The sequence below is a fragment of the Cupriavidus gilardii genome, from assembly GCF_008801915.1.
Lineage (GTDB): Bacteria > Pseudomonadota > Gammaproteobacteria > Burkholderiales > Burkholderiaceae > Cupriavidus > Cupriavidus gilardii.
On sequence record NZ_VZOV01000025.1, the window covers coordinates 1 to 26,297 of the forward strand.

The window sequence follows — 26,297 nt, forward strand, 5'->3', positions numbered from 1 at the left end:
CCTGTCGCTGGGCTGTCGTCTGCGCCATCCTGCACTCCTTCGTCATGGTTACCCGGTAACGTCCCGTATTGCGTACGTTACTGGGTAACGGCTCGACTCAACAAGGTGTGCTGGATTTAGCGGTTACAATCAAATACGAGATTCCCTCGGAATTGGGCGGCGCGTCCTCGGCACCGCCTTCGCGAGGCGGTCAATTGGGACGACAGACGACCGGTACGGTCTGTTGCCTCACTCGCTTCGTGCCGCCGAATCCATTCAAATGAACTTTCTCTCAATATAGGTAAGCGGCTTGGTTGTCGCAGAAGGGGCAAGCTCCCCAGCGATATAGGAACATGACGCCCCTGAGCAGCCCTTCGGAATGATCCCGCGAATGGCATCGCTCCGTGCCTCGATAACAGCGGGATGCCGGTCAAAGTTCATCGGTCCCACTTCGCGCCAATTGAACAACGGAGCTGTCTGGACACAGCACATCTGCGCATTTCCGTTCGCATTGAAGAAATGCTGCCGATGAATCAGAGGACAATCTTTGACACCTTCCTTGTTTATAGGTGCGAATGCACCGTCTTCTTCTCCACCCCAAGAGTATTGGAACGCATCCACAACAGTAACTCCGAGCCGTTCAGCCTCCGCTGCGATCCGTTGAGCCATCGCATGCCAACGGCGACCGTCCCGGGGTATCTGTTCGTCATAGTTGAAGTTTGACGTCGTGCCATGAAACGGGGTTACCCAGGATTCACCTCCGTGCAACCCAGACCCGACCAAAGGCCAATAGCGGAACATGCCATCGAGCTTTGCCGCGTGCGCCACGACTCCATGAACCTCCTCCATGAACTCGTTCATCACGGTACATGTGATCATAATCCGCGGGAAGTGAAGACCTGCTGCATCGCGAGCTTCTTTGAACGCGATGACGTTCTTCATGATCGTGGCTAACGAAGTGCCGCGGACCTTGTAGAACGACTCTTCAGATGGGGCGTCAATCGAAATGGAGATGTTTCGCACCGGGGGCGAGTTCTCCAGCAAACGCCTAGCCACCTTTGATTTCAGAGCTGTTCCGTTGGTGTTGAAAGCGATGTACTTGTGCGGCGGAATCATGTCCAAGAGCTCGCCAAGTTTTGGACTAAGCAGGCTTTCACCTTGGTGGTTGATCTCGATGCATTCGCACTGCAGCAGCATCGGCCTTAGAAGCTCCAGGTCCTCAGAACTAAGCGGTCCGGAGTGAACCCCGAAAGCCTGAGGGCAGATAACGCAACGCAAATTGCAACGTCCGTCAAGCTCAATTTGGACGTTCTTGGGTGAATGGTGATAGATCGGGAATAGCCTACCATCCTCGGCCTCGACCAACATCCCATAGTCATGCGCTTCAGTCGATCCGCCTGGAAGAAGTGCAACGTCCTTCTCAAATGCAAGCGCTCCTTCAGGCAAATCTGACCGTTCGAAGAACTCAGCAACCCGACCAGAAAGGGCGTCTAGCGTTGTGTCATAACAATTCACGCTGCGGACAGCGCCCGCCTCCACCTTCGCCCACCCGCGCAAGCGGAGAACCGGCCCGCCTTCTGTTTGCGCAATGCCAATATCATCAAGGAATCCAACGAAACCATCGCCTCTGGCCTGCCGATACTGCTTTCGCACGAACTCCATGTCGTTTTCCAATCAGTGGGGTCAGGCCACGCATTGTATCTCGTTCCCTCTGAGACTAGGCAGGAGCCGGCCAGGATGGTTTGACATGCGTCGGAAGCGCCATGTAGTACGCGTGCCAGCGAGGGTCCGTTGCTTCGACCACACCTAGGAAATTCCAGTGTTTGGGATCCTGCGGAGACAGGAAAACAGGAGACGATAGTCTGTTCAGTTTCGTCCGCAAACTGGACATGGATCGTTGCCATGGGGGAATTCCTTTCAAAAGGTGTAGCTGCTGCAGTACGCGGTGTACTGGCGAGTACCGGCGCCGTTCAACGTAGCGACCCGATAAATGTATATCGTCTGCTGCGTTGCTAGCGGGACTTCCGTCCAAATCAAGCTGTGACCATATGCGGCTGCGCAGGAGGAGTTAAACGTCTGATTCCCCTTGCCAGTCGCATCAGAGGCAAAGGCAAAGTTCGTTACTCCTCCAACCGTGATCGACGCGTCGCCGGCGGCACTGCACCAGAGAGGCTGATCGGCTGGAACGAAGATGCATCAGTCGTCGAATTAAACACCCCAATTCCAGCGAATGCGACCTTTCTATCCCTCTGAATGAACGGCTTGAGCTGCCCGCTCGGATTCGTCGCTACGATGCTCACCACGGCCGATGCCGTGTATCCGACCGGCATGTTGGCGCCGCCATAGACTTCAGGAGCAACGTTGCTCCCAGTGTTGTAACCCAGCAGTGCGCTTGCGCCGGTAGAAGGGTTGTAGATCAAATAGATCGCGACCCAGGTGCTAACCGGAGAAGCCCCGGTGTCCATGCCGCCGGCACCGGTCGTTGCTATGTTGATCGTCTTGTTCACGTTGGCAAGACGGATTGGGGCGCCTCCAACAGCCGTTGTGACTACGACTTCGTCGGCGGTGAAGGTCGCCGTTGAACTTGCCGCAGCAATACTCATGCTCGCGTTCCGCATCCCGCCGACTACACCGCCGGTTCGGTTCGCAAAAGCCGTAGTTGCGATGGTCGTATCGTTGCTACCTCCTGCGGCAGTCGGTGCAGTGGTCTTCGCCTCGAGGACATTCGTACCGTCGCAGACCAGTTCGGTGTTCTTCCCCTGCGCGACCACGATGCCGGTACCCGCGGCGGTTTTGACAGTCAGCGAGAACGCACCAGTCGTCTTGTTGAGCACGACCCACCGGCCGGCGACGGTCGGAACGACCACGGTCCTGTTGCCCGTCAAGGCGCCGGTGAACTCCAGGATTGCATAGCCAGCCTAGGTTGCCGTCAACGTGACCGTGCCTGTGCCCGTGCCAGCAACGGACTTCGAAAGGCGGCCATTGACGGACGACTGGACAAAGGCGGTCGATGCGGCCGACGTGTCGTTATCGCGGACGGCCGCGGTCGGCACAGCGACAGGGCCAGGGATTTGACAAGCTGGTCAGCTAAGGAAGCTAGGCAACGCATGGGAGTAGCGGCATGACCTACAGTGCCAACGCGATTCCGAGCCCGACAACGAAACAACCGCCAATAAACGCGGCCATTGCCGCCGCAATCCACAGGGTCGATTTGATGTCGCGTTGTACTGCCGTGTCCTTGTCGCCCACCAGGATCGAACGGAATACTGAGGATCGGTGGCCAAATGCCGTAACGACGCAAAACGTCCCCACTAGGAAAATTAGCACGGCAAGCAATGCGCACCACTTGAAGGTGCTATTTGGCCCACGCGTGAGGACAGCTTGGAGCAGCCCCAGTGTGGCCACAGCAGAACCGCCATTCAAAACAAGACATGCCTTAATGGCTTCAATCAGCGCAGTGTCGAGACTGTTCCAGTGCCGCCGCGCATCCTCGGCGGCAAGACGAAGCTCGTCTGAAGTCATGTGCTTCCCCGGCAAGAAAATATGAAGGCTAGCATGACGAAAGAACGCCCCATCCTCTTTCCCGGCGCCTTGGTGCGCCATTCTCGACGGCGGAAGACGCAGACCGCCGGATGGTCAAGCCGCAGGGCAGCTCCGTGCAGCCGGACGGGCTGTACAACGGTGTCCCGATGTTCGTTACCGACGCGCGACACCGTTACGGATCCACGACGAACATGCCCTGCCCTTACGGCCGGCCTGGCGACCGCCTGTGGGTGCGCGAGACCTGGACCCAACCGGTGGCTCTGGATCCGGGCCCGACCGTCTACCGGGCCGACTACCCCGCTTGCGTGCCGGCAGGTTTCGAAATCATCCCGCGTGGGCCATCACCTAGAAGCGAGCATCCACATGCCGCGTGCCCTATGTCGCCTCGTGCTGGAGATCACCGGCGTGCGCGTTGAACGGCTCTAGGCCATCACCGAAGCGGACGCAGTACTGCAGGCGCCGAGCCGATCCTTGTCCCGTCAGATGGAGGCTCGTGCCCGCATTACGAAGGCTTCCGTGCGCTGCGGGGCCGCATCAACGGCGCCGGCGCTTGGGATGCAATCCGTTCGTCTGGGTGGTTGAATTTCGGCGGGCCGACGGCCTTGGAGCATTGAACGATGCACGAAGACTGGTTGGCATGCCCCTTCTGCGGCGACGACGGCGAGAAAAGCGAAGTCGAGATGACTGTGTTTCCCTCGCCGAACCAATACAAGGTCATCCGGTGCCAGACCTGCGGCGCCTCGTGCCCGTGGATGAACTGGAACATGCGTGCAGGACAACAGATGGTTGCCACCGCGCCGGCACCGACCTTCGCCGACTGGCAGGCCCTCCACGACTCGCTGCCTCAGGCCGGCGCCACTGAACAGGAGATCGCCGAGGCGCTGGCTGTGTGCGACGAGACTGGGGCCGAGATGCTGGCCGGTGCGATCGGAAAGGCGACGGCTCATCAACCGTGACGACAGCGGTAGAGGCATTGGAATGGACAACAGATTGATGAGCGAGCAGGACCTGCGCGACGTGACCGGCTTGAAGCGGCACAAGCTGCAGATCCTGTGGTTCCAGCGGCAATTTGGCGTCACGCCGGTCCAGCGGGCCGACGGCCGGATCATCATGAGTTGGTCGGTCTTCTAGGCGCTGCAGGCCAAGCGCGCCGGCGTGCTGCCGCACGCAGACGAGGCGATCGACCGCCCCGCTCTTCAACGGTTGCCGAGGGCTCCATGAAGGGCCGCAGGAGATCGCGTGCCGACGGATTGCCGCGCTGGTTCTACACGAAGGGCGGGAGCTTCTACTGGGTGCGGCCGACAGACCGGAAACGGTTCCGCCTTCCCGCGTCGACGAGTGCGAGACGACGATGCTTCATTGCCTCGCAGGGGAAAAGTGGAAAGTCGAGGCACCATGTCGCGCCTGGTCGCGATCTACATGGATCAGGAAGCAGGCAAGTACGCCGACTCGTTCCGGAACGAGTGGAAGCGCCGAGGCGAGGACGTTCGCAAGGCCTTCAACGCATTCGCCATTCAGCAGGTCGACGCAGCTTCTTTCGCCGATTTCTCGAAGGGGACTGGGGCGACAAGCTGCCGACGCAGCGGCCATGAAAGGATGGCCGTCGACGTTCTTCAGCTGGGCCGTCCTGAGCCGTCACGTCGCCACGAACCCGTGCCGTGAGGTCAGAGTGAAGAAGCCGAAGCCCAAGGCTACCTACATGCCGCATGACCATTTCATAGCCATCGAACGTCCGACTGCATCCGCCGATTGGCTATGCCAAGCAGGCTAATTAGAAACCTTCTAACTACCTGTCGACAGGCCACTACCGTGCCAAAAGCAAAAGCCCGCGCAATCTTGCGATTACGCGGGCTTCAATTTGGTCGGGGCGAGAGGATTTGAACCTCCGACCACCTGCACCCCATGCAGGTACGCTACCAGGCTGCGCTACGCCCCGAAAGCACAAGAGTATATCAGAAGCCCCACCGAAATGAATAGGCGGTTGGGCGCATTTTTTAGCCCTTGGCGGCGATCTGCTTCAGTTGCGCGAGCACGTGCTGCACCTGGATCAGGTCGGCGCGCAGCGCGGGGACGTCGACAGTCAAGACGGACGCGGACGGCGCGATGCCGGTGCTGGCCGGAGGCAGCGGCGCGGCCTCTTCGGGCATGGCCGGTTCGGCGTGATGCCGCCCTTCGTCGAGCCGGTTGCGCGCGCCGTTGATGGTGAAGCCTTGCTCGTACAGCAGTTCGCGGATGCGGCGAATCAGCAGCACTTCGTGGTGCTGGTAGTAGCGCCGATTGCCGCGTCGCTTGACGGGCTTGAGTTGCGTGAATTCCTGTTCCCAATAGCGCAGCACGTGTGGCTTGACGGCGCACAGTTCGCTGACTTCACCGATGGTGAAATAGCGCTTGGCGGGAATAGGCGGCAACGTGATGCGCTCGCTCGATTTATCCGACATGCAATGGACGGACGGGTTTCAGGCCAGGCCGGCGGTGGTTGGAGGGGGATGGCGCGCGCCGACACGGCGCGCAGCAGCAGCATACAGACTGGCCGCCGGAGCGGCAATGGACCGGGTCGTTACGGCAATCGACTGTCGTCGGTGGGTCAGTCGCTGGACGCCAGCCCGGCGCGTTCCTCGACCAGGCTCTTGAGCTTCTGGCTGGCGTGGAAGGTCACCACGCGGCGGGCAGTAATCGGGATGATCTCGCCGGTCTTCGGGTTGCGGCCGGGACGCTGCGGCTTGTCGCGCAACTGAAAGTTGCCGAACCCGGACAGCTTGACGCTGTCGCCCTGCTCCAACGCTTCGCGGATCACGTCGAAGAACGCTTCGACCATGTCCTTCGATTCCCGCTTGTTGAGACCGACCTGGTCGAACAGCATCTCGGCAAGTTCGGCCTTGGTCAGGGTAGGCACCTCGGTGACGCGCGGTTCCGGCGCTTCTTCCGGCTGCGTAGCCGCGCGCCGGTCGTCAGCTTCGCCCAATGCTGCTGCGGTCATCAGAGTCGCGTGTTGGTCGTTCATCTCGTCAGTCTGCCGCCCGGATGCGGGTGCCCGGGCGGCCCATTCAGGGTTCGGGCTGTGGCTAGCCGCGCAGCCGGGCGCCGAAGGCGGCGGTGGCGGCTTCGACCATGCAGCGCACGGCGCTGTCGACGGTCTCGTCCTGGAGGGTCGCCCCAGTATCTTGCAAGGTCAAGCGGAAGGCAAGGCTTTTCTCGTCCGCGCCGATGGCTGCGGAAGCGGCCTTCGGGCGGAACTCGTCGAACAGCACGAGGCTCTGCAGATAGCGTCCGAAACCCTGCTTGTCGAGCGCGGCGCGCATCGCGTCGGTCAGGTCCTGCACGCGCACGGACTGCTTGACCACCAGCGCCAGGTCGCGCACGGCAGCCGGGAACTTGGAGATCTCGGCATAGCCAGGCAGACCGATGTCGCGCACGGCATCCAGGTCCAGTTCGAACAGCACCGGTGCGTTGCTCAGCTCGTATGCCTGCAGCCACTGCGGATGCAGCTCGCCAATGACGCCGACCGGCTTGCCGTCGAGCAGTACCGTAGCCGCGCGACCCGGGTGCAGTGCGGGATGCGAGACCGGTTCGAAGCGCGCCTGGCGCGGATGCAGCAGCGCTTCGACATCGCCCTTGATGTCGAAGAAATCGACCGGCCGCGTCGGCACGCCCCACTGTTCTTCGAAGGCCGGGCCGTAGGCGATGCCGGCCACGCGCATCGGCTGATCGTAGCCTGCGACCGTCAGGCCGCCATCGGCGGTAGCGGCATTGCGCAGGAACACGCGGCCGACTTCGAACAGGCGCACGCGTGCGGCCTTGCGGTTCAGGTTGTAGCGGACCTTGTCGAGCAGGCCGCCGATCAGCGTCGAACGCATCACGGCCAGTTGGCTGGCGATCGGGTTCAGCAGACGGATCGGGTTGTCGTTGGCGGCGAAATCGCGCTCCCACTTCTCCTCGACGAAGGCGAAGTTGATCACCTCCTGATAGTCGCGGGCGGCGACGGCATGGCGCACCGCATGGGTCGAGCGGCGCGCCTCGCCGGTCGGGCGCATCTCGCTCTCGGCGACCGGCGGCCGGGCCGGAATCCGCTCGAAGCCGTAGATTCGGGCGACTTCCTCGATCAGGTCTTCTTCGATTTCCAGATCGAAGCGATAGCTCGGCGGCGTGACCTCAAAAACGGTGCCTTCGGCGCCCTCGCTCTGCGCGAAAGGCAGGCCCAGCCGCTGAAACACGTCGGCGATGTCGGCGGGATTCAGCGCGATGCCCAGCACGCGCTCGGCGCGCGCGACACGCAGGCGCACCGGCGGACGCTGCGGCAGATTGACCGCCTGATCGTCGACGGGGCCGGCCTGGCCGCCACAGATCTGCAGGATCAGCGCGGTGATGCGCTCGATATGCTCGACCGTGGTCGCATAGTCGACACCGCGCTCGAAGCGATGCGCGGCATCGGTCGAGAAGTTGTAGCGGCGCGCGCGGCCCTGGATCGCCTGCGGCCACCAGAACGCGGCCTCCAGGTAGATATTGGTCGTGTCCAGCGTCACGGCGGTGCTGTCGCCGCCCATGATGCCGGCCAGGCTCTCGATCTCCTTGTCGTCGGCGATCACGCCGACGGTCTCGTCGACCTCGACGGTATTGCCGTTCAGCAGCTTCAGTTGCTCGCCCTTGCGGCCCCAGCGCACGTCGAGGCCACCGTGGATCTTGTCGAGATCGAACACGTGCGACGGACGGCCCAGTTCGAGCATCACGTAGTTCGAGATGTCGACCAGCGCCGAGATGCTGCGCTGGCCGGCGCGCTCGAGCCGCTGCACCATCCACGCCGGCGTCGCGGCACGCGCATTGACGCCGCGGATCACGCGGCCGCTGAAGCGGCCGCACAGGTCGGGCGCGGAAATCTTGACCGGCAGGCGGTCATCGATGGTGACCGCCACCGGTTCCATCGCCGGCAGCGTCAGCGGCGCGCCGGTCAATGCGGCGACCTCGCGCGCGACGCCGTGGATCGACAGGCAATCGGCCTTGTTCGGCGTCAGCTTGATCACGAAGACCTGGTCGTCGAGATCCAGGTAGCGGCGGATGTTCTCGCCGACCGGAGCGTCCTCGGGCAGGATCAGCAAGCCTTCATGGTCCTCGGACAGCTTCAGTTCGCGCGCCGAGCACAGCATGCCGTAGCTGCCGACGCCACGCAGCTTGCCAACCTTGATCTCGAACGGCTTGCCGCCGGCTTCGGTCGGCGGCAGCACGGCGCCCACCAGCGCGCACGGCACCAGGATGCCCGGCTTGACGTTGGGCGCGCCGCAGACGATCTGCAGCGTCTCGCCGGTGCCGGCGTCGACCTGGCAGACGTTGAGACGATCGGCGTTCGGATGACGCTCGGTGGCCAGCACGCGGGCGACTACGATCTTGTCGAACGGCGGCGCGACCGGCCCGACCTCCTCGACTTCCAGCCCTGCCATGGTCAGGCGGTGCGAAAGCGCGTCGGTGGTCAGATTGTCGGGATTGACGAAGGTACGAAGCCAGGATTCCGAGAATTGCATGGCGCTACTGATCCGGTGGGTATGCTGTGGGCGGCGGCACGGCGCCGCCAGGGTTCGACGATGACGCTACGGCCGTTCGGGCAGGCAGGCAAGGCGCGGTGAAATCACGCGCCCGGGCCTTCACGCAAACTGGCGCAGGAAACGCACGTCGCCTTCGAAGAACAGGCGCAGGTCATTGATGCCATAGCGCAGCATCGTCAGCCGCTCCAGCCCCGAGCCGAACGCGAAGCCGATATAGCGCTCGGGGTCCAGCCCCATGTTGCGCATGACGTTCGGGTGCACCTGGCCCGAGCCGGAGATCTCCAGCCAGCGGCCCGCATTCTTGCCCTCCTCGAAGGCCATGTCGATCTCGGCCGACGGCTCGGTGAACGGAAAGTACGACGGACGGAAGCGCACCTGGATATCGTCGCGCTCGAAGAACTTGCGCAGGAAATCGGTATAGACGCCCTTCAGGTCGGCGAAGCTGACGCTCTCGCCGATCCACAAGCCTTCGACCTGGTTGAACATCGGCGAATGGGTCGCGTCGCTGTCGACGCGATAGGTGCGGCCCGGGCAGATCACCTTGATCGGCGGCATCGCCTTGCCGCGGTACTTCTCGACGTGCATGCGCGCATAGCGGACCTGCATCGGGCTGGTATGCGTGCGCAACAGCAGCAGCTTGTCTTCGCTGTCGCGGCCGTCGACATAGAACGTGTCCTGCATCGAACGCGCCGGGTGGTTGTCCGGGTTGTTCAATGCCGTGAAATTCATCCAGTCGGTCTCGATCTCGGGACCGTCGGCGACATCGAAGCCGATCGAGCCGAAGATCTGCTCGACGCGCTCCCAGGTGCGCATCACCGGATGCAGGCTGCCGCGCGCGACGGCGCGTCCGGGCAGCGTGACATCGATCGCCTCGGCCGCCAGCCGCGCGTTCATCAACGCGTCGGCCAGCGCCTGGCGGCGCGCCTGCAGCGCGGCCTCGACCTGCTGCTTGGCCTGGTTGATGCGGGCGCCCTGCTCCTTGCGGGCCTCCGGGTCCAGTTTGCCGAGGCCCTTGAGCAGCTCGGTCAGCGCGCCGGTCTTGCCGAGAAAGCGCGCTTTCTCGTTTTCCAGCGTGGCGTTGTCGTTGGCGGCGGCGAAGGCGGCCTGCGCGTCGGCGACGATTTGGTCCGGATCCAGTGACATGGCGGTGGTCGGCGATGAATGGTGTATGGCTCTGGGCCCCGCACGCGGCGGGACCGGCAAAAAAAAACGGGACTCGATTGGGAGCCCCGTTTCGGCGACCCCTTGGCGGAGGCCGCTTTCGACCTTGCGGTCGGTGCATGCGCCCGGCAGCTTGCGCGACCGGAACCGGCATCAGGCAACGGCGGCTTTCACCTGGTTGACGATGGCGGCAAAGGCAGGCTTGTCGTGAATCGCCATGTCCGACAGCACCTTGCGGTCCAGCTCAATCGAGGCCTTCTTCAGACCGTTCATGAACACGCTGTAGGTCATGCCATGCTCACGCGTCGCCGCGTTGATACGTGCAATCCAGAGGGCGCGGAACACGCGCTTCTTGTTGCGACGATCGCGGTATGCGTACTGGCCAGCACGCATGACCGCCTGCTTGGCGATGCGATAGACATTATTGCGACGGCCGCGGTAACCCTTGGCAGCGTCAATGACTTTCTTGTGGCGGGCCCGTGCGGTGACCCCACGTTTGACTCGAGGCATGAAACTCTCCTTTCGTTTTCGTCAGGGGTTAGGCGTAGGGCATCATCGCGCGAACGGACTTCAGGTTCGTCTCATGGACGTCCTGAGTGCCACGCAGTTGACGCTTGTTCTTGGTGGTCTTCTTCGTCAGGATGTGACGCTTGAAGGCCTGGCCACGCTTGAACGAACCGTTCGGACGCGCAGTAAAGCGCTTGGAAGCGCTCTTCTTGGTCTTCATCTTCGGCATGAAAAACTCCAGCTCTATGACATGCATGCAGGTGGACGGCTGACGCCGACGCTTGCAAGACCCGCATCCACTTGTTTTGCACGGCGCCGCAAGCGGCCCGCGCTGTGTTCGCGTGTCGTCCGGACGCACAGCAGGCGTCCGCACGCCACGCAAAACCCGGCTTACTTTTTCTTCTTGGGCGCCAGCACCATGACCATCTGGCGGCCTTCCATCTTCGGCATCTGCTCGACCTGGCCGAACTCCTCCAGGTCGCTCTTGAGCCGCTCGAGCATGCGCGCGCCGATTTCCTGGTGGGCCATCTCGCGACCACGGAAACGCAACGTGATCTTGGTCTTGTCGCCGTCTTCCAGGAATCGCTTCAGATTGCGCAGCTTGACGTTATAGTCGCCATCATCCGTGCCCGGGCGGAATTTGACTTCCTTGACCTGGATGATCTTCTGCTTCAGCTTGGCCTCGTGGGCACGCTTGGCTTCCTCGTACTTGAACTTGCCGTAGTCCATGATGCGAACCACGGGAGGAGACGCGTTGGGCGCGATCTCCACCAGATCCAAGTCCTTGTCTTCCGCCTGGCGCAGTGCGTCCATGAATTTGACGATGCCCAGCTGCTCGTTATCAACCCCTACCAGGCGCACTTCGGGCGCGCTGATCTCGCGGTTGATGCGATGACCTTTGTCCGTAGCGATGTTCCGTTACCTCAAGAAGAAAAAAACAAGCCGTGCTCCCATCAGGCTTTGGTGGCGACGTCGTTGTTCAGACGCTCCACGAACGCGGAGACGGGCATCACACCCAGATCCACGTTGCCACGGGCACGCACGGCCACTTGATTGGCGTCCCGCTCCTTGTCGCCGACCACGATCAGGTACGGCACCTTCTGGAGCGAGTGCTCGCGGATTTTATACGTAATTTTCTCGTTACGCAAATCCGCCTTGGCCCTAAACCCTTGTTTTTGCAGCAGTTGCACGACGTTTTCCGCATATTCCGCCTGCGAATCCGCAATATTCATCACCACGACCTGCTCCGGGGCCAGCCAGGCGGGCAGCGCGCCGGCGTGGTTCTCCAGCAGGATGCCCAGGAAGCGCTCGAACGAGCCCAGGATCGCCCGGTGCAGCATCACGGGACGCTTGCGGGAATTGTCCTCGGAGACGAACTCGGCATCCAGCCGCTCGGGCAGCACCAGATCCAGCTGCAGCGTGCCGCACTGCCACGAACGGCCGATCGCGTCCTTGATGTGGTATTCGACCTTCGGGCCGTAGAAGGCGCCCTCGCCCGGCAGTTCCTCCCACTGCACACCGCAGGCGCGCAGCGCCATCCGCAGCCCCTCTTCGGCGTGGTCCCAGACCGCGTCCGAACCGGCACGCTGCTCGGGACGAAGCGACAGCTTGACGGCGACGTCCTTGAAGCCAAAGTCGTCGTAGACCGAGAACGCCAGGTCGTTGAAGGCCTTGGCCTCGGCGACGATCTGCTCTTCCGTGCAGAAGATGTGGGCATCATCCTGAACGAAGCCGCGCACGCGCATCAGGCCGTGCAGCGCGCCGGACGGCTCGTTGCGGTGGCAGGAGCCGAACTCGGCCAGCCGCAGCGGCAGGTCGCGATACGAGCGCAGGCCGTGATTGAAGATCTGCACATGGCCGGGGCAGTTCATCGGCTTGATCGCGTAGTCGCGCTTCTCCGACTCCGTGACGAACATGTTTTCCTTGTAGTTCTGCCAGTGGCCGGACTTCTCCCACAGCGAACGGTCCATCACCTGCGGCGTGCGTACTTCGCTGTAGCCGGCCTCCGTCAGCCGGCCACGCATGTACTGCTCGACCGCCTGCCAGATCTGCCAGCCCTTCGGGTGCCAGAACACCATGCCGGGCGCCTCTTCCTGCAGATGGAACAGGTCCAGCAGCTTGCCGAGCTTGCGGTGGTCGCGCTTCTCAGCCTCCTCGAGCATGTGCAGGTAGGCGTCCTGGTCTTCCTTGCGGGCCCAGGCCGTGCCGTAGATCCGCTGCAGCATCTCGTTGTTGGCATCGCCGCGCCAGTAGGCGCCGGCCACCTTCATTAGCTTGAATACCTTCAGCTTGCCCGTGGACGGCACGTGCGGGCCGCGGCACAGGTCGACGAACTCGCCCTCGCGATACAGGCCGATTTCCTCGCCGGCCGGAATCGACGCGATGATCTCGGCCTTGTACTTCTCGCCCATCGACTCGAACAGCTTGACCGCCTCGTCGCGATCCCAGACCTCGCGCGACACCTTTTCGTCCTTCTTCGCCAGCTCGGCCATCTTCTTCTCGATGGCGGCCAGGTCTTCCGGCGTGAAGGGACGCTTGTAGGCGAAGTCGTAGTAGAAGCCGTTCTCGATCACCGGGCCGATCGTGACCTGCGCGTCGGGATAGAGCGACTTGACCGCATAGGCCAGCAGGTGGGCCGTCGAGTGGCGAATGACCTCGACGCCCTCCGGATCCTTGTCCGTGACAATGGCCAGCGAGGCATCGCGATCGATCAGATAGCTGGTATCGACCAGGTTGCCGTCGACCTTGCCGGCCAGCGCGGCCTTGGCCAGGCCGGCACCGATGCTCTGCGCGACCTGGGCGACCGTGACGGGTTCGGGGAACTCGCGGCGGGAGCCATCCGGCAGCGTGATTGCGATCATCTTGGACCTCTTACAGGGAATCCGCCGGCAACGATCGTGGCCTCGGGGCGGATGAATAGTTCTCGACTGGCCGCCCCGCACGGGACCGGGCGACCGGCAGCTTATCAGGGTGCTGGCAGGCGACAGACGAAAAAAAACGCGGCCAAGGCCGCGTTTTTCATAATTTCACCCAATCGATCGACCCGATGTTCCGGGCGACCTGGGACGAAGACGCACCTCGACCTACTGTCGCTTGTCAGCGGTAGTAGTTCGCGGTGTCATAACCATGGCGTCTGGATATCCTTCGGTGAAATGTCTGGGTACTGCTGTCTTCGGTACTGCAATTCGTTGGTAGGCTCGATTGGACTCGAACCAACGACCCCCACCATGTCAAGGTGGTGCTCTAACCAGCTGAGCTACGAGCCTAGCGAAGCCGCAAGTATAGCATCACTTTCTTTGAGCCTGCAACACCCCGGACACCTCTTCGATCAGACCGAGCGCGCGCTGCAACTGCGTCGCCTCCGCCACCTCGGCGGTGAACTGCATCCGTGCCACGCCCTTGCTGCTCAGCGTCTTGACCCCGGTGACGTTGATCTTCTCGCGCGACAAGACCTCGGAGATATCGCGCAGCAGCCCCTGGCGGTCGATCGCCTCGACGTGGATCGCCACCGGATAGACCGCGTCGCTCTTCTTGCCCCACTCGGTCTGGATGATCCGCTCGGGCGCGCGCGCCGCGAGCTGCTGGAAGGTATGGCAGTGGCGCCGGTGGATCGACACGCCGCGTCCGCGCGTGACGAAGCCGACGATGTCGTCGGGCGGCGCCGGCTTGCAGCAGCGCGACATCTGCGTCATCAGCGAATCGACGCCGACCACCAGCACGCCGCTCTTGGCGCCGCGGGCGACGCTGGTGGCGCGGCTCTTCTTGGTGACCGCCTCCTCCTCGCTGACCTGCGGCGCCGCCTCGCCTTCCGGATGGCGCAGCGCCTGCTCGACGTGGCGCAGGCTGAATTCTTCCTTGGCCACCGCCGCATACAGTTCGTCCGGCGTCTTGAAGCCCAGCCGCGTCGCCAGCACGTCCAGATTGACCGCGGTCTTGCCCTCGCGCTGCAGCGTCTTGTCGATCAGCACGCGGCCCTGAGCGATGGTCTCCTGCGAATCGAGCGCGTTGAACCACGCGCGCACCTTGGCGCGCGCCCGCGAGCTGACCAGGTAGCCGAGGTCCGCATTGAGCCAGTCGCGCGAGGGCCCGCCCTGCTTGACCGCGACAATCTCCACCGTCTGGCCGTTCTTCAGCGGCGTGTTCAGCGGCACCATCGCGCCGTCCACGCGCGCGCCGCGGCAGCGATGGCCGAGGTCGGTATGCAGGTAGTAGGCGAAGTCGACCGGCGTCGCGCCCTGCGGCAGCGCCACCACGCGCGCCTGCGGCGTCAGCACGTAGATGTGGTCATCGATCGCCGCATGCTTGAGCTGCTCCCACGGCGACTCGTCGTGCGCCACCGTGTGGTCGGCATCGTCCTTCCACGCCAACAACTGCCGCAGCCAGGCGATCTTCTCGTCGTAGCTCTCGTTGGCGGCGAACTGCCCACTGTAGCCCTTGCCGCCGGCCTCCTTGTAGCGCCAGTGCGCGGCCACGCCGTACTCGGCGAAGTGGTGCATCTCGTGCGTGCGGATCTGCACCTCGAAGGCGCGCCCATCGTCGCCGATCACCACCGTGTGCAGCGACTTGTAGCCGTTGGCCTTGGGGCGGGAGATGTAGTCGTCGAACTCGCGCGGAATCGGTTGCCACACGTGGTGCACGATGCCGAGCACCGCGTAGCAGTCCTTGATGTCGTCGACGATCACGCGGAAGGCGCGCACATCGTACAGATCGGCGAAGTCGAGATCCTTGCCGCGCATCTTCTTCCAGATGCTGTAGATGTGCTTGGGCCGGCCGCTGACCTCGGCGCGGATGCCGGCCGCGGCCAGCTCGCGCTGCAGCCGTTCGATCGCCTGCGAGATGTAGCCCTCGCGCTCGATGCGCTTCTCGTCGAGCAGCCGCGCGATGCGCTTGTAGGTGTCCGGCTGTTCGAAGCGGAAGGCCAGGTCTTCCAGCTCCCACTTCATCTGCCAGATGCCGAGCCGGTTGGCCAGCGGCGCGTAGATGTCCAGCGTTTCCCGCGCCACGCCGGGCAGCGGCGCGTTCTTGGTCTGTGCCAGCCAGCGCAGCGTCTGCAGCCGCGAGGCCAGACGCACCAGCACGACGCGGATGTCCTGGGCGAAGGCCAGCAGCATCTTGCGCAGCGCCTCGACCTGCTCGTGGCGCGCCTGCGCCTCGTTGCGCGAGGACGGCGCCTCGACGGCATCGCCGCGATTGACGGCGATCGCGCCAATGCGCAGCAGCTGGCGCACGTCCTTGACCAGGCGGGTGACCTCGTCGCCGAAGCGTTCGGGGATCTCGGCTTCGGTGTCCGGGACGAAGGCCGCCACCGGGAACAGGCAGGCCGCGGCGCGCGCGGCGTCGTCGATGCGCAGGCCGTCGAGAATGCGCAGCATCCCCTCGGCATGCGACAGCACGCTCTCGCCGGTGGGCAGCGCTACCGCCTGGCCATGCTCGCGAGCGTACGCCAGCGCCTGCTCGACCAGGCCCGCGTCCGGCGTACCGGCGATCTGCCCGGCCGCGTCGGTGGACGTCACCATGTCACCACTTCCCCTGCTGCACCTTTCAACCTACCTTCAATGCACCCTCAACGCACCTTCAACGCCATTCGAACCAATACGCGTTCCGGCTCAATTCAGCGCCGCGGTGACCACCACTTCGATCCGATACTTCGGATTGGCCAGCTTCGCTTCGACCGTCGCGCGCGGCGGCGTATTGCCCTGCGGCACCCATTCGTCCCAGACCTCGTTCATCGCGCCGATATCGGCGATGTCGGTCAGGAAGATCTGGCACGACAGGATGCGCGTCTTGTCGCTGCCGGCCTCGGCCAGCAGTCGGTCGATATGGCCGAGCACCTCGCGGGTCTGGCCGCGGATATCGGCGTCGGGATCGACCTCGGGCACCTGGCCGGCCACGTAGACCACGCCGTTGTAGACGGCATATTCGGAAAGGCGTTTGCCCACATTGGCGCGTTTCAGTTCGGTCGTGCTCATCGTTCTATGAAGGCAGCCTGCGCTGCTCTGGGTTGACTGGCGCGGCAAGGGGCTCAGGCCCCTGCCGTGCCGATGAAGAATTCTCGCGCAATGGCGATCTGCGCCGGATCGACGAAGGTCGGCGCATGGCCCACGTCCGGCACCTCGACCGAACGCACCTGCTTGCCGCGCGACACCATCTCGGCGACAGTTTCGCGCGTCAGCAGGTCGGACTGCGCGCCGCGCACCACCAGCACCGGCACCGGAATCGCCTCGAACATGCGCCACATCGTCGCCTCGCCGGCCGCGGCCATCTCGGGCGTGGTCTCGCGGAACGGCACCGCCAGCGCGGGATCGTAGTGCAGGCCCCATTCCAGCCCTTCCGCGCCCTGCACCGGCTTCAGGATCGCGCCATTCAATTCGCGCCACTGCTCCGGCGTATGGCGGCCGAACGACGCACTGATGGTCTGCAGATACGCCAGCCCCTCCTCGAAGGTCTTGAAGCGGACCGGCAGCCCCAGATAGGAGCCGATCCGCTCCAGCGCCGAGGCCGCGATGCGCGGGCCCACGTCGTTGAGCAGCAGCTTGCGCACCGGACTCTTCGGCAACGCGGCCAGCCCCATGCCGATCAGTCCGCCCATCGAGGTGCCGAACCAGTCCACCTGCTCGACGTTCAGTCGCGCGATCAGCGTCACCATGTCCGAGACGTACTGCGGCACGATGTAGCGGCGCGGATCGGCGAGCCAGTCGGAACGCCCGCGGCCGACCACGTCGGGACAGACCACGCGATATTCGCCGCTGAACGCGCGCGCGGCCTCATCGAAATCGCGGCCGGTGCGCGTCAGGCCGTGCACGCACATCAGCACGCGCGGATTGCTTGGGTCGCCCCACTCGTGGTACGCCATGCGGTGCAGGCCAGCGGGGCTGATGCACTGCACGAAGCCGAGGCGCGGACTGGCTGACATCTTGACTCCCTACGCGAGGAACGCGAATAAGGCGCGGCAATGGCGCGCGACGGTAACCGCGACACATGAGCGTCGCGCATGACGCCGCGGGGCGGCGCCGGCTGGGCAAAGCCCGATTGTACGCCAGCGCTACAATGCGACAGCAACGACGGCCGTGCCGCGGCGGCACGGCGCATTGCCATCCCATTTCTCCACGGAGGCTCATATGCTGAAGGGCAAGACGGCGCTGGTGACCGGTTCGACCAGCGGAATCGGTCTGGGCATCGCCCAGGCGCTGGCGGCGCAAGGCGCGCATCTGATCGTCAACGGTTTCGGCGATGTGGACGGCGCCAGGCGCCAGATCGAGCAGGCCGGCAGCGGCATCCGCGTCGGCTATCACGGCGCCGACATGAGCAAGGCCGCCGAGATCGAGGACATGATGCGCTATGCCGACAGCGAGTTCGGCGGCGTCGATATCCTGGTCAATAACGCCGGCATCCAGCATGTGGCCAATATCGAGGACTTCCCGATCGAGCGCTGGGACGCGATCATCGCGATCAACCTGACCTCGGCCTTCCACACCACGCGGCTCGCGCTGCCCGGCATGAAGCGCAAGGACTGGGGGCGCGTGATCAACGTCGCGTCGACCCACGGACTGGTTGCCTCGGCGCAGAAGTCCGCCTATGTCGCCGCCAAGCATGGCATCGTCGGCCTGACCAAGGTCACCGCGCTGGAGACCGCGCAGACCGGCGTCACCGCCAACGCGATCTGCCCGGGCTGGGTGCTGACGCCGCTGGTGCAGAAGCAGGTCGAAGCCCGTGCCGAGCGCGAGGGCATCCCCATCGAGCAGGCCAAGCGCGAGCTGGTGCTGGAGAAGCAGCCCTCGGGGCAGTTCGTCACGCCGGACGAGCTCGGCGCGCTGGCGGTCTTCCTGGCAAGCGACGCCGCGCGCCAGGTGCGCGGCGCGATCTGGAACATGGATGGAGGCTGGGTCGCGCAGTGATGGCGTGCTCAGCAAAGACGATGAAGCGAAGAGAAGTCCTGAAGGGCCTGCTTGCAGGCGCTACGCTGTCGGCCGGCCTGCTGCCGCTCGCCGGGGCCGCAACCCCGGCGGCGAAGGCCTCGGCCACCGGCACCCCGATCGAGGTCTACAAGAGCCCGCTGTGCGGTTGCTGCGATGGCTGGGTCGCGCATCTGCGCGAGCATGGCTTCGAGGTCAAGGTGCACGACGTCCAGGACACCGGCGTGCACCGCGCGCGCCTGGGCATGCCGGAGCGCTTCGGTTCCTGCCATACCGGCGTCGTCGGCGGCTATGCGATCGAGGGCCATGTGCCGGCCGCCGAGATCCGCAAGCTGCTGGCAGGCAAACCGAAGGCGGTCGGGCTTGCCGTGCCAGGCATGCCGGTCGGCTCGCCCGGCATGGAGCAGGGATCGCGTGTCGATCCGTATTCGGTGCTGCTGGTGCGGGCCGACGGCGGCGCGTCGGTTTTCGCGCGCTATCCCGCTTCCGCCGTGGCGCGCTGACCGGCGCTGACCGGCGGTGAGCGGCGCTGACCGGCGCCCTGGTCAATAAAAAACCCCGCCTCCATCGAGGCGGGGTTTTACGTTGCGCCAGGCGACCGCGCCCGCCTTACAGCAGCGGCACGCCGGTCTTGCTCTGGATCTCCTCGCGGCTGACGCCCGGTGCGGTCTCGACCAGCTTCAGACCTTGCGGCGTGACATCCATCACGCCCAGGTCGGTGATGATCTGGTCGACCACGCCCACGCCGGTCAGCGGCAGCGTGCAGGCCTCCAGGATCTTCAGGTCCTCGCTGCCGTCCTTCTTCTTGGCGGTATGTTCCATCAGCACCACCACGCGGCCGACGCCGGCCACCAGGTCCATCGCGCCGCCCATGCCCTTGACCATCTTGCCGGGGATCATCCAGTTGGCCAGGTCGCCCTTCTGGCTGACCTGCATCGCGCCGAGGATGGCCAGGTTGATATGGCCGCCGCGGATCATCGCGAACGAGTCCGCCGACGAGAAGATCGACGAGCCCGGCAGCGTGGTCACGGTCTGCTTGCCGGCATTGATCATGTCGGCGTCGACCTCTTCCTCGGTCGGGAACGGGCCGATGCCCAGCAGGCCGTTCTCGGACTGCAGCCACACCTCGACGCCCGGCGGCACATGGTTGGCCACCAGCGTCGGCAGGCCGATGCCCAGGTTCACATAGAAGCCGTCCTGCAGTTCGCGCGCGGCGCGCGCCGCCATTTCATCACGTGTCCATGCCATGATCTGTCTCCTTGATCGTCAGGCCGCGGCACGCACGGTGCGCTGCTCGATGCGTTTCTCGGGATGGGCATTCAGCACGATGCGCTGCACGAAGATGCCCGGGGTGTGGACCTCGTCCGGATCGAGCTCGCCGATCTCGACGATCTGCTCGACCTCGGCGATGGTGACCTTGCCCGCCATCGCGCACATCGGGTTGAAGTTGCGCGCGGTGCGGCGGTAGATCAGGTTGCCGGCCTTGTCGGCCTTGTACGCCTTGACCAGCGCGACGTCGGCGGTCAGGGAGCGCTCCATCACGTATTGCTCGCCGTCGAATTCGCGGATCTCCTTGCCTTCGGCGACGATGGTGCCGACGCCGGTCTTCGTGAAGAAGGCCGGGATGCCGGCGCCGCCGGCGCGCAGCTTCTCGGCCAGCGTGCCCTGCGGCGTGAATTCGAGCTCGAGTTCGCCGGCCAGGTACTGGCGTTCGAACTCCTTGTTCTCGCCGACATACGACGAGATCATCTTGCGGATCTGCCGCGTGGCCAGCAGCAGGCCCAGGCCGAAGCCATCGACGCCGGCATTGTTCGAGATGCAGGTCAGCCCTTTCGCGCCGCTGTCGCGCAACGCCGCGATCAGGGCCTCGGGGATGCCGCACAGGCCGAAGCCGCCGACCGCGATGGTCTGTCCATCGCGGACCACGCCGGCAAGCGCCTCGGCGGCGCTGGCGTAGACCTTGTTCATATCGTCTCTCCTTCCTCGATGATGTTCCCGGACGAGGCGGCGACGCCGCCCGCGGGTAACGTTACAATCGCTACGGCCGCGCCGGGCGGGACCCGGGCGCCGGCCGTCGACAGCGCTCCAAAGGATACGCAAGCCCCGCAGCGGACGCCAGTACGTAGAAATACATAAGGACAATGCCTGCCATCGACTATCAGACCGCCTTCCAGCTGGCGCCGGTCGGCCTCGTGCTGTCGCGCGAGCGCAGGATCGAGGACTGCAACGACGAGGTCTGCCGCATCTTCGGCACGACGCGGGAGGCGCTGATCGGCCAGTCGTTCCAGGTACTGTATCCGACCGCCGACGAGTTCGAGCGCACCGGCGCCCGCATCGTGCCGATCATGAACGCGCGCGGGCTCTATTCCGACGAACGGATCATGAAGCGGGCCAACGGGGAACTGTTCTGGTGCCATGTCACCGGCCGCGCGCTGGACCGGCAGCAGCCGCTCGGGGCCGGCATCTGGAGCTTCGAGGACCTGTCGCAGAAGCGCCCGGTGACCGCGCAGCTGACCGCGCGCGAGCGCGATATCGCGGCCCAGCTGGTCGAGGGCAAGACCAGCAAGCAGATCGGCAAGTCGCTATCGATCAGCCCGCGCACCGTCGATATCTACCGGGCGCGGCTGATGAAGAAATACGGCGCGCATACCGCGGTCGATCTGGTGCAGCGGCTGGTCAATCATTGACCGTTGCGGCCCACCCAAGTCGCCACTCTCCCGCCCCTCTCCCGGCCACTCTCCGCACACGAGAAAGGGGCGCAAACCCTCAGCCTTCCAGCAATTCCCGGATCGCCGCCGGCAGCGGCACCGATTTCTCCGCCTCGTAGTCGCACCAGACCACCTTGGCGCCGCCATCGGCGAACACGGTGTCCGCGTCGTCGCAGCGGCGGATTTCCGCCCGCGTCTCGAAGCTGCTGCGGCCCAGTTCGCCGGCGTAGACGCGGCATTCGATGTCGCCCGGATAGCGCAGCTGGCGCCGGAAATTCATATGGGCGTTGACGATCACCGGGCCCTGGCCGTTCTCGTCGCGGCCGTTGCAGCCCAACGATTCGAACCACGAGATGCGCGCCTGCTCCAGGTAGCGGAAATAGACGGTGTTGTTGACATGGCCCATCGCGTCCATGTCGCCCCAGCGGATCGGCATGCGCAGCGTGAAGACGTGTTTCATCGCGTATGGTTCGAGGTTGCCGTGTGGTTCGGGATCGGGCCGGATGGGCGTTCCCGCGCGGGCAGGCGCGGGAACGCTTCACGCCGGGCTCGCGCAGAAATCAGCGCTTGGCGATGGCCGCCTCGGCCTTGCCGACCAGGTCGGCGCCGATCTGCTTCTTCCACTTGTCGTAGACCTTGGCGGTGGCCTTGCGGAAGGCGTCGTGCTCGGCGGGGCTCAGGTGCGTGACCTTGACGCCGTGCGCCTCCATCTCCTTCCAGGCCGGCGCGCCCGGCTCGGCCAGCCCCTTGCGGGCCAGCGCGACTTCCTGCTTGCCGGCATCGATCGCCGCCTGCCTGACGATCTCGCGGTCGGCCGGCGTCCAGCTTTCCCAGATCTGCTTGTTGACGACGAAGATCAGCGGGTCGGCGACATAGCCCCAGGTCGTCACGAACTTCTGGCCGACCGTGTACAGCTTGGCGGCGGCGAACACCGACTGCGGGTTCTCCTGGCCGTCCACCGCGCCCGAAGCCATCGCCGGCTGCGCGTCGGCCCAGCTCATCTGCGTCGGGTTGGCGCCCAGCGCGTTGAACGTGTCGATATACAGCGGCGAGCCGACGACCCGCAGCTTCAGGCCCTTCAGGTCTTCGGGCTTGCGGATCTCGCGCTTGGAGTTCGACACCTCGCGGAAGCCGTTTTCGCCCCAGGCCAGCGGCACCACGCCGGCCTTCTCGAGCGTGGCGAACAGGTGCTTGCCGACCTCGCCTTGCGTCAGCGCATCGAGCGCCTTGTAGTCGGGCATCAGGAACGGCAGCGAGAACAGGTTCAGCTCGCGCACCTGCGGCGACCAGTTGATGGTCGAGCCGATCGCCATGTCGATCACGCCCTGGCGAATCGCCGAGAATTCGCGGGTCTGGTCGCCGGCCACCAGCGAGGTGCCCGGATAGAGCTTGATATTGATGCGGCCGTTGGTGCGCTGGCGGACCAGATCGGCCCAGATCTCGCCGCCCTTGCCCCACGGGAAGGCCGGGCCGAGCACCAGCGACATCTTGTATTCGGACTTGTAGGTCTGCGCCATCGCACCGGCGGGCGCGAGCGCGGCGGCGGCGATGGTGGCGGCCATCGACAGCATCAGGACACGGCGTTTCATGAGTCAGTTCTCCTCTCGGGAATCGTTATTTGGACTGAAGATCAAGCAGAAAATACGGGGCCGGGGCACACGCACCCCGGACCTCAATAGCCGAGCCGCGCCGGCAGCCACGTCGCCAGCGGCGGGAACGCCAGCACCAGCAGCATCGCGCCGAACATCGCCAGCAGCATCCACACCACCCACGGCACGGTCTCCTCCATCCGCACGCGGGCGATCCGGCAAGATACCATCAGGTTCACCGCGAGCGGCGGCGTGAACTGGCCGAGCGCGACCTTCAGCGTCAGCACCACGCCGAACCACACCGGGTCCCAGTTGAACGCATTGGCGATCGGCAGCAGCAGCGGCACGAAGATCAGGAAGATCGAGATGCCGTCGAGGAACATGCCGACCGTGATCAGCAGCAGCACGATCAGCGCCAGCACGCCGTATTCTCCGACGCCCGAATTGGCGATCGCCTGCGCGAGCGGGTCGATCACGCCCAGCGTCGACAGCGCGTAAGCGAAGATGCCGGCCAGCGCCACCACCAGCAGGATCACCGACGAAGTCTCGGCGGCCTCGCGGAAGATCACGTACAGGTCGCGCAGGCCGATCGAGCGGTAGACCACCATGCCGACGAACAGGCCGTAGACCACCGCCACCACCGCGGCCTCGGTCGGCGTGAACCAGCCCGCGCGCATGCCGCCCAGGATCAGCACCGGGGCGAACAGCCCCCAGGCCGCCTCGCGCAGGCTGCGCCAGAACGGCGGCCGCGGCAGCGAGGCCTCGGCCGCGCCCATCCGGTGCTTGCGCGCCAGCCAGACCGCCGGCACGATCAGCGCGATGCCGGCCAGCACGCCGGGAATCATGCCCGCGGCGAACAGCGCCGGCACCGAGGCGCCGGGCACCAGCACGCTGTAGACGATGAAGGCGACCGACGGCGGAATCAGGATGTCGGTGGCGGCGGCCGCGCCGACCACGGCGGCGCTGAACGAGCCCGGATAGCCGGCGCGCGACATCGCGGCGATCATCACGCCGCCGACGGCGGCGGCATTGGCCGGCCCCGAGCCCGAAATCCCGCCCAGGAACATCGCCACCAGGATCGCCACCAGCGGCAGCATGCCGGGGCCGCGGCCGACCACCGCGATCGCCAGCGTGACGAGCCGCTGCGCGACGCCGGAGCGGTCGAAGATCGAGCCAACCAGCACGAACATCGGAATCGCCAGCAGCGGATACTTGGCGAGCCCCGCGTAGAAGTTCTGCGGCACCGCCAGCAGGCCGAACATCTGCGTGTCCAGATTGGACAGCCCGATCGCGGCGAGGCCACCGAGGCCCAGCGCGACGCCGATCGGCACGCCGAGCAGCATCAGCACGATGAAGACGGCAAACAGCACGATGGCGATCAGCGTCATGGCTGGCGCTCCCCGCCGTCCTGCCGGCGCTGCGCGTGCAGCGCCTTCAGCGCGCGCAGGTTGCGGCCCGCCAGCGCCAGCGCGCGCAGCGCGATGCAGGCCGACAGCACCGGCAGCCAGACCGAGTACCACCAGCTGGGCACGCCGATGCCGGGCGAGGTCTCGCCATAGGTGTATTCATCCCAGGTGATACGCGCGCCGAGCACCGCCAGCGCGACGAACATGACCGCCACCGCCAGCGCCGACACGACGGCCAGCCGGTGCTGCCGCGCGATGCTGCCGCGCTCGAAGAAGAATTCGATGCGGATGTGCCGGTCCCGCGCGACCGCGGCGCTGCCGCCGACCAGCGCCAGCACGATCATCAGGAACACCGAGAACTCCTCGGTCCAGGCGAACGACTCGTCGGTCAGATAGCGCACGACGACGTTGGCGAAGGTGATGACCACCAGCAGCATCATCACGACGATGCCGATCCAGTCTTCGATGCGGGGGCTGATGCGGAATTCGGCATCCGCTGCCTGGTCCACGGGTTCGGTGATCAACGCCGAATCGACCGCGTGCTGTGGCGCGGCGTCGCGCCGTGCCTGCTCTTGCTGCTCCATCTCCCCGGCCTCCGGTCCGGTCTGCCGTGCCCTGCGGGACCGCGGCAGCTGCTGCATGACGCCTTGGCGGCGTACTTTTTGCGAATGCGTTCTTTTCTTGCCGACGCCGCCGCCGCGTGGCCGCAGGGCGCGGCTAATTAAAGGCTTACGGAATCGGCACCAGCGAATTATGCCCACACTGGCGATGGGCGGACACCTCCAATACCCTAGGCAATGGCAGCGGCATGCAGGTGGCCAGGCGTCGGCGCTGGCGCCCGAGGGGACCGGATAAGCCCCGGGCTGAATGGCCCGCCCCGCTTCTGGCGGGCGGCAGGCACAGGCGATCGCCGTGGGTCGCGCTCGCCGACTCGCGGATGAAGTCGGTATCGGCGGCGCGCGCGGCTGGCTTTATACCATACCGTCGTCGGCGGTGATCACGGCGCCGTTGATGAACTGCGACTGGTCCGAAGCCAGCAGCAGCAACAGCCCATCGAGATCCTCGGGCTTGCCTAGCCGCTTGCGCGGCAGCAGCTGGATCAGCTTCTGGCCGGCATCGGTGTCCCAATGATGGTGGTTGATATCGGTGTCGATATAGCCCGGGCAGATCGCATTGACGTTGATGCCATAGCGGGCCCATTCGAGCGCCATCGCCTTGGTCATGTGGACCACCGCGGCCTTGCTCATGCAGTAGACGCCGATCTGCGACAGCACCTTCAGGCCCGCCACCGAGGCGATATTGATGATGCGCGACTGCGGCAGCGGCGTGCCGTTGCGCTCGGCGCCCTTGGACCGCGCGATCATCCGCTTGGCCACTTCCTGCGCGACAAAGAAGGCGCCGCGGGTATTGGTGTCGAAGACGAAGTCGAAGTCCTCGGCGGTGACATCGGTCAGCCGCTGCGTGGTCGACACGCCCGAGTTGTTGACGACGATATCGATCGCCCCGGCCTCGGTCTCGGCATGCGCCACCGCGGCGCGAATGCTGTCCGGGTCGGTCACGTCGAGCCGCACTACGTGCGCGCTGCCGCCATCGGCCTCGATCGCCGCGCGCAGTTCCTTGAGCCGCTCGGCGCGGCGGGAGGCCAGCACGACCTTGGCGCCCGCGGCCGCCAGCACCTGCGCGAAGCGCATGCCCAGCCCGCTCGACGCGCCGGTCACCATCGCGACCTTGCCTTCCAGATTGATCGACAAACCCATATGGACCTCTGCAGTGGAACGCGCGCCGACAGCGCCGGCGATCGCGTTCGATGGCTGCCCTCGTTTGACGGGAACGCGGGCAGTATATTAAAAAACGAACGATCGTTCCAAAAAATTGCTTGCCTGTGGGTGTCGAGTCCCGGACAATGCCGGAGATTCTAAGAACTCGGGCACAAAAAGGAAACAGCGAGGCAGAAGCGGGC

General features: G+C 64.8%; 27 protein-coding genes and 2 tRNA genes. 6 read left to right on the forward strand and 23 right to left on the reverse strand.

Annotated features, from left to right (window positions below; genetic code table 11):
* Positions 1–255: 255 nt before the first annotated feature.
* From F7Q96_RS22000 to F7Q96_RS22010, 3 genes are all read right to left on the reverse strand, one after another.
* Entirely contained in the window at positions 256–1,641 is a 1,386-nt protein-coding gene (locus F7Q96_RS22000; protein ID WP_151023294.1) for a radical SAM protein, read from the reverse strand.
* Positions 1,642–2,099: 458 nt separating this feature from the next.
* Complete coding sequence (locus F7Q96_RS22005) at positions 2,100–2,813, reverse strand: hypothetical protein (protein ID WP_144425763.1); 714 nt, start codon at positions 2,811–2,813, stop codon at positions 2,100–2,102.
* 292 nt (positions 2,814–3,105) lie between these two features.
* Entirely contained in the window at positions 3,106–3,501 is a 396-nt protein-coding gene (locus F7Q96_RS22010) for a hypothetical protein (protein WP_144425762.1), read from the reverse strand.
* 638 nt (positions 3,502–4,139) lie between these two features.
* On the opposite strand from F7Q96_RS22010, the gene F7Q96_RS22015 reads away from it, so the two are divergent.
* The 3 genes from F7Q96_RS22015 (at position 4,140) to F7Q96_RS22025 (ending at position 5,184) form a co-directional block, all read left to right on the forward strand.
* Entirely contained in the window at positions 4,140–4,478 is a 339-nt protein-coding gene (locus F7Q96_RS22015; protein WP_053821575.1) for a hypothetical protein, read from the forward strand.
* A 22-nt stretch (positions 4,479–4,500) separates the two neighbouring features.
* Entirely contained in the window at positions 4,501–4,653 is a 153-nt protein-coding gene (locus F7Q96_RS22020; protein WP_082371428.1) for a DUF4224 domain-containing protein, read from the forward strand.
* Between the two features lie 264 nt (positions 4,654–4,917).
* Positions 4,918–5,184, forward strand: coding sequence for a hypothetical protein (locus tag F7Q96_RS22025; protein WP_053821574.1), 267 nt, complete (start codon positions 4,918–4,920; stop codon positions 5,182–5,184).
* Positions 5,185–5,381: 197 nt separating this feature from the next.
* On the opposite strand, the gene F7Q96_RS22030 is transcribed toward F7Q96_RS22025, so the two are convergent.
* The 13 genes from F7Q96_RS22030 to F7Q96_RS22090 form a co-directional block, all read right to left on the reverse strand.
* Positions 5,382–5,458, reverse strand: a tRNA-Pro gene (locus F7Q96_RS22030).
* Positions 5,459–5,516: 58 nt separating this feature from the next.
* Positions 5,517–5,960, reverse strand: a complete 444-nt coding sequence (locus F7Q96_RS22035) for a MerR family transcriptional regulator (protein ID WP_053821573.1) — start codon at positions 5,958–5,960, stop codon at positions 5,517–5,519.
* A gap of 146 nt (positions 5,961–6,106) precedes the next feature.
* Positions 6,107–6,523 carry an integration host factor subunit alpha gene (locus F7Q96_RS22040; RefSeq protein ID WP_023265013.1) on the reverse strand — a complete coding sequence of 139 codons (417 nt, stop codon included), beginning with the start codon at positions 6,521–6,523 and terminating at the stop codon, positions 6,107–6,109.
* Positions 6,524–6,584: 61 nt separating this feature from the next.
* Positions 6,585–9,032, reverse strand: a complete 2,448-nt coding sequence (gene pheT, locus F7Q96_RS22045) for a phenylalanine--tRNA ligase subunit beta (protein WP_053821572.1) — start codon at positions 9,030–9,032, stop codon at positions 6,585–6,587.
* Between the two features lie 120 nt (positions 9,033–9,152).
* Entirely contained in the window at positions 9,153–10,190 is a 1,038-nt protein-coding gene (gene pheS, locus F7Q96_RS22050; RefSeq protein WP_170265979.1) for a phenylalanine--tRNA ligase subunit alpha, read from the reverse strand.
* 177 nt (positions 10,191–10,367) lie between these two features.
* Positions 10,368–10,724, reverse strand: coding sequence for a 50S ribosomal protein L20 (rplT, locus tag F7Q96_RS22055; RefSeq protein WP_006575465.1), 357 nt, complete (start codon positions 10,722–10,724; stop codon positions 10,368–10,370).
* A 28-nt stretch (positions 10,725–10,752) separates the two neighbouring features.
* Entirely contained in the window at positions 10,753–10,950 is a 198-nt protein-coding gene (gene rpmI / locus F7Q96_RS22060) for a 50S ribosomal protein L35 (RefSeq protein ID WP_006575466.1), read from the reverse strand.
* Positions 10,951–11,111: 161 nt separating this feature from the next.
* Complete coding sequence (gene infC, locus F7Q96_RS22065) at positions 11,112–11,633, reverse strand: translation initiation factor IF-3 (protein ID WP_082371427.1); 522 nt, start codon at positions 11,631–11,633, stop codon at positions 11,112–11,114.
* A gap of 41 nt (positions 11,634–11,674) precedes the next feature.
* Positions 11,675–13,582, reverse strand: a complete 1,908-nt coding sequence (gene thrS / locus F7Q96_RS22070) for a threonine--tRNA ligase (protein WP_151023296.1) — start codon at positions 13,580–13,582, stop codon at positions 11,675–11,677.
* A gap of 328 nt (positions 13,583–13,910) precedes the next feature.
* Positions 13,911–13,987: transfer RNA gene (locus tag F7Q96_RS22075), tRNA-Val, on the reverse strand.
* Positions 13,988–14,008: 21 nt separating this feature from the next.
* A complete protein-coding gene (locus tag F7Q96_RS22080; protein WP_053821570.1) occupies positions 14,009–16,237 on the reverse strand; it encodes a RelA/SpoT family protein in 2,229 nt (742 codons plus the stop codon).
* A gap of 90 nt (positions 16,238–16,327) precedes the next feature.
* A complete protein-coding gene (locus tag F7Q96_RS22085; protein ID WP_151023298.1) occupies positions 16,328–16,690 on the reverse strand; it encodes a RidA family protein in 363 nt (120 codons plus the stop codon).
* A gap of 53 nt (positions 16,691–16,743) precedes the next feature.
* On the reverse strand, positions 16,744–17,634 hold the full coding sequence (locus F7Q96_RS22090) for an alpha/beta fold hydrolase (protein ID WP_053821569.1): 891 nt from the start codon (positions 17,632–17,634) through the stop codon (positions 16,744–16,746).
* A 205-nt stretch (positions 17,635–17,839) separates the two neighbouring features.
* On the opposite strand from F7Q96_RS22090, the gene F7Q96_RS22095 reads away from it, so the two are divergent.
* Positions 17,840–18,616 carry a 3-hydroxybutyrate dehydrogenase gene (locus tag F7Q96_RS22095; RefSeq protein ID WP_053821568.1) on the forward strand — a complete coding sequence of 259 codons (777 nt, stop codon included), beginning with the start codon at positions 17,840–17,842 and terminating at the stop codon, positions 18,614–18,616.
* Positions 18,617–18,636: 20 nt separating this feature from the next.
* On the forward strand, positions 18,637–19,137 hold the full coding sequence (locus F7Q96_RS22100; RefSeq protein ID WP_053821567.1) for a DUF411 domain-containing protein: 501 nt from the start codon (positions 18,637–18,639) through the stop codon (positions 19,135–19,137).
* A 106-nt stretch (positions 19,138–19,243) separates the two neighbouring features.
* Here the strand turns inward: F7Q96_RS22100 and F7Q96_RS22105 are convergent, their stop codons facing one another.
* Positions 19,244–19,882: a CoA transferase subunit B gene (locus F7Q96_RS22105; RefSeq protein ID WP_006575475.1), complete on the reverse strand. Its 639-nt coding sequence runs from the start codon at positions 19,880–19,882 to the stop codon at positions 19,244–19,246.
* 18 nt (positions 19,883–19,900) lie between these two features.
* A complete protein-coding gene (locus tag F7Q96_RS22110) occupies positions 19,901–20,602 on the reverse strand; it encodes a CoA transferase subunit A (RefSeq protein ID WP_053821566.1) in 702 nt (233 codons plus the stop codon).
* Positions 20,603–20,775: 173 nt separating this feature from the next.
* On the opposite strand from F7Q96_RS22110, the gene F7Q96_RS22115 reads away from it, so the two are divergent.
* Entirely contained in the window at positions 20,776–21,321 is a 546-nt protein-coding gene (locus tag F7Q96_RS22115; protein WP_006575476.1) for a PAS and helix-turn-helix domain-containing protein, read from the forward strand.
* A gap of 79 nt (positions 21,322–21,400) precedes the next feature.
* Here the strand turns inward: F7Q96_RS22115 and F7Q96_RS22120 are convergent, their stop codons facing one another.
* From F7Q96_RS22120 to F7Q96_RS22140, 5 genes are all read right to left on the reverse strand, one after another.
* Positions 21,401–21,802, reverse strand: a complete 402-nt coding sequence (locus F7Q96_RS22120; RefSeq protein WP_053821565.1) for an acyl-CoA thioesterase — start codon at positions 21,800–21,802, stop codon at positions 21,401–21,403.
* Between the two features lie 100 nt (positions 21,803–21,902).
* On the reverse strand, positions 21,903–22,931 hold the full coding sequence (locus F7Q96_RS22125) for a DctP family TRAP transporter solute-binding subunit (protein WP_151023300.1): 1,029 nt from the start codon (positions 22,929–22,931) through the stop codon (positions 21,903–21,905).
* An 83-nt stretch (positions 22,932–23,014) separates the two neighbouring features.
* Positions 23,015–24,319, reverse strand: coding sequence for a TRAP transporter large permease (locus F7Q96_RS22130; protein ID WP_170265977.1), 1,305 nt, complete (start codon positions 24,317–24,319; stop codon positions 23,015–23,017).
* Positions 24,316–24,921: a TRAP transporter small permease gene (locus tag F7Q96_RS22135; protein ID WP_053823055.1), complete on the reverse strand. Its 606-nt coding sequence runs from the start codon at positions 24,919–24,921 to the stop codon at positions 24,316–24,318. The genes F7Q96_RS22130 and F7Q96_RS22135 overlap by 4 nt, the downstream gene beginning before the upstream one ends.
* Positions 24,922–25,308: 387 nt before the next feature.
* Positions 25,309–26,094 carry an SDR family oxidoreductase gene (locus F7Q96_RS22140; RefSeq protein ID WP_053821564.1) on the reverse strand — a complete coding sequence of 262 codons (786 nt, stop codon included), beginning with the start codon at positions 26,092–26,094 and terminating at the stop codon, positions 25,309–25,311.
* Between the last annotated feature and the right edge of the window lie 203 nt (positions 26,095–26,297).

What these genes read in the sequence shown, in the direction of transcription:
- rpmI (WP_006575466.1), bottom strand. Translation starts at nt 10,950, where the DNA reads ATGCCGAAGATGAAGACCAAGAAGAGCGCTTCCAAGCGCTTTACTGCG.
- F7Q96_RS22140 (WP_053821564.1), bottom strand. Translation starts at nt 26,094, where the DNA reads ATGGGTTTGTCGATCAATCTGGAAGGCAAGGTCGCGATGGTGACCGGC.
- pheT (WP_053821572.1), bottom strand. Translation starts at nt 9,032, where the DNA reads ATGCAATTCTCGGAATCCTGGCTTCGTACCTTCGTCAATCCCGACAAT.
- F7Q96_RS22090 (WP_053821569.1), bottom strand. Translation starts at nt 17,634, where the DNA reads ATGTCAGCCAGTCCGCGCCTCGGCTTCGTGCAGTGCATCAGCCCCGCT.
- F7Q96_RS22000 (WP_151023294.1), bottom strand. Translation starts at nt 1,641, where the DNA reads ATGGAGTTCGTGCGAAAGCAGTATCGGCAGGCCAGAGGCGATGGTTTC.
- F7Q96_RS22035 (WP_053821573.1), bottom strand. Translation starts at nt 5,960, where the DNA reads ATGTCGGATAAATCGAGCGAGCGCATCACGTTGCCGCCTATTCCCGCC.
- F7Q96_RS22025 (WP_053821574.1), top strand. Translation starts at nt 4,918, where the DNA reads ATGTCGCGCCTGGTCGCGATCTACATGGATCAGGAAGCAGGCAAGTAC.
- F7Q96_RS22135 (WP_053823055.1), bottom strand. Translation starts at nt 24,921, where the DNA reads ATGGAGCAGCAAGAGCAGGCACGGCGCGACGCCGCGCCACAGCACGCG.
- F7Q96_RS22105 (WP_006575475.1), bottom strand. Translation starts at nt 19,882, where the DNA reads ATGGCATGGACACGTGATGAAATGGCGGCGCGCGCCGCGCGCGAACTG.
- F7Q96_RS22080 (WP_053821570.1), bottom strand. Translation starts at nt 16,237, where the DNA reads ATGGTGACGTCCACCGACGCGGCCGGGCAGATCGCCGGTACGCCGGAC.
- F7Q96_RS22020 (WP_082371428.1), top strand. Translation starts at nt 4,501, where the DNA reads ATGGACAACAGATTGATGAGCGAGCAGGACCTGCGCGACGTGACCGGC.
- F7Q96_RS22015 (WP_053821575.1), top strand. Translation starts at nt 4,140, where the DNA reads ATGCACGAAGACTGGTTGGCATGCCCCTTCTGCGGCGACGACGGCGAG.
- thrS (WP_151023296.1), bottom strand. Translation starts at nt 13,582, where the DNA reads ATGATCGCAATCACGCTGCCGGATGGCTCCCGCCGCGAGTTCCCCGAA.
- F7Q96_RS22130 (WP_170265977.1), bottom strand. Translation starts at nt 24,319, where the DNA reads ATGACGCTGATCGCCATCGTGCTGTTTGCCGTCTTCATCGTGCTGATG.
- F7Q96_RS22010 (WP_144425762.1), bottom strand. Translation starts at nt 3,501, where the DNA reads ATGACTTCAGACGAGCTTCGTCTTGCCGCCGAGGATGCGCGGCGGCAC.
- F7Q96_RS22120 (WP_053821565.1), bottom strand. Translation starts at nt 21,802, where the DNA reads ATGAAACACGTCTTCACGCTGCGCATGCCGATCCGCTGGGGCGACATG.
- F7Q96_RS22040 (WP_023265013.1), bottom strand. Translation starts at nt 6,523, where the DNA reads ATGAACGACCAACACGCGACTCTGATGACCGCAGCAGCATTGGGCGAA.
- F7Q96_RS22085 (WP_151023298.1), bottom strand. Translation starts at nt 16,690, where the DNA reads ATGAGCACGACCGAACTGAAACGCGCCAATGTGGGCAAACGCCTTTCC.
- F7Q96_RS22110 (WP_053821566.1), bottom strand. Translation starts at nt 20,602, where the DNA reads ATGAACAAGGTCTACGCCAGCGCCGCCGAGGCGCTTGCCGGCGTGGTC.
- F7Q96_RS22095 (WP_053821568.1), top strand. Translation starts at nt 17,840, where the DNA reads ATGCTGAAGGGCAAGACGGCGCTGGTGACCGGTTCGACCAGCGGAATC.
- F7Q96_RS22115 (WP_006575476.1), top strand. Translation starts at nt 20,776, where the DNA reads ATGCCTGCCATCGACTATCAGACCGCCTTCCAGCTGGCGCCGGTCGGC.
- rplT (WP_006575465.1), bottom strand. Translation starts at nt 10,724, where the DNA reads ATGCCTCGAGTCAAACGTGGGGTCACCGCACGGGCCCGCCACAAGAAA.
- F7Q96_RS22100 (WP_053821567.1), top strand. Translation starts at nt 18,637, where the DNA reads ATGAAGCGAAGAGAAGTCCTGAAGGGCCTGCTTGCAGGCGCTACGCTG.
- F7Q96_RS22125 (WP_151023300.1), bottom strand. Translation starts at nt 22,931, where the DNA reads ATGAAACGCCGTGTCCTGATGCTGTCGATGGCCGCCACCATCGCCGCC.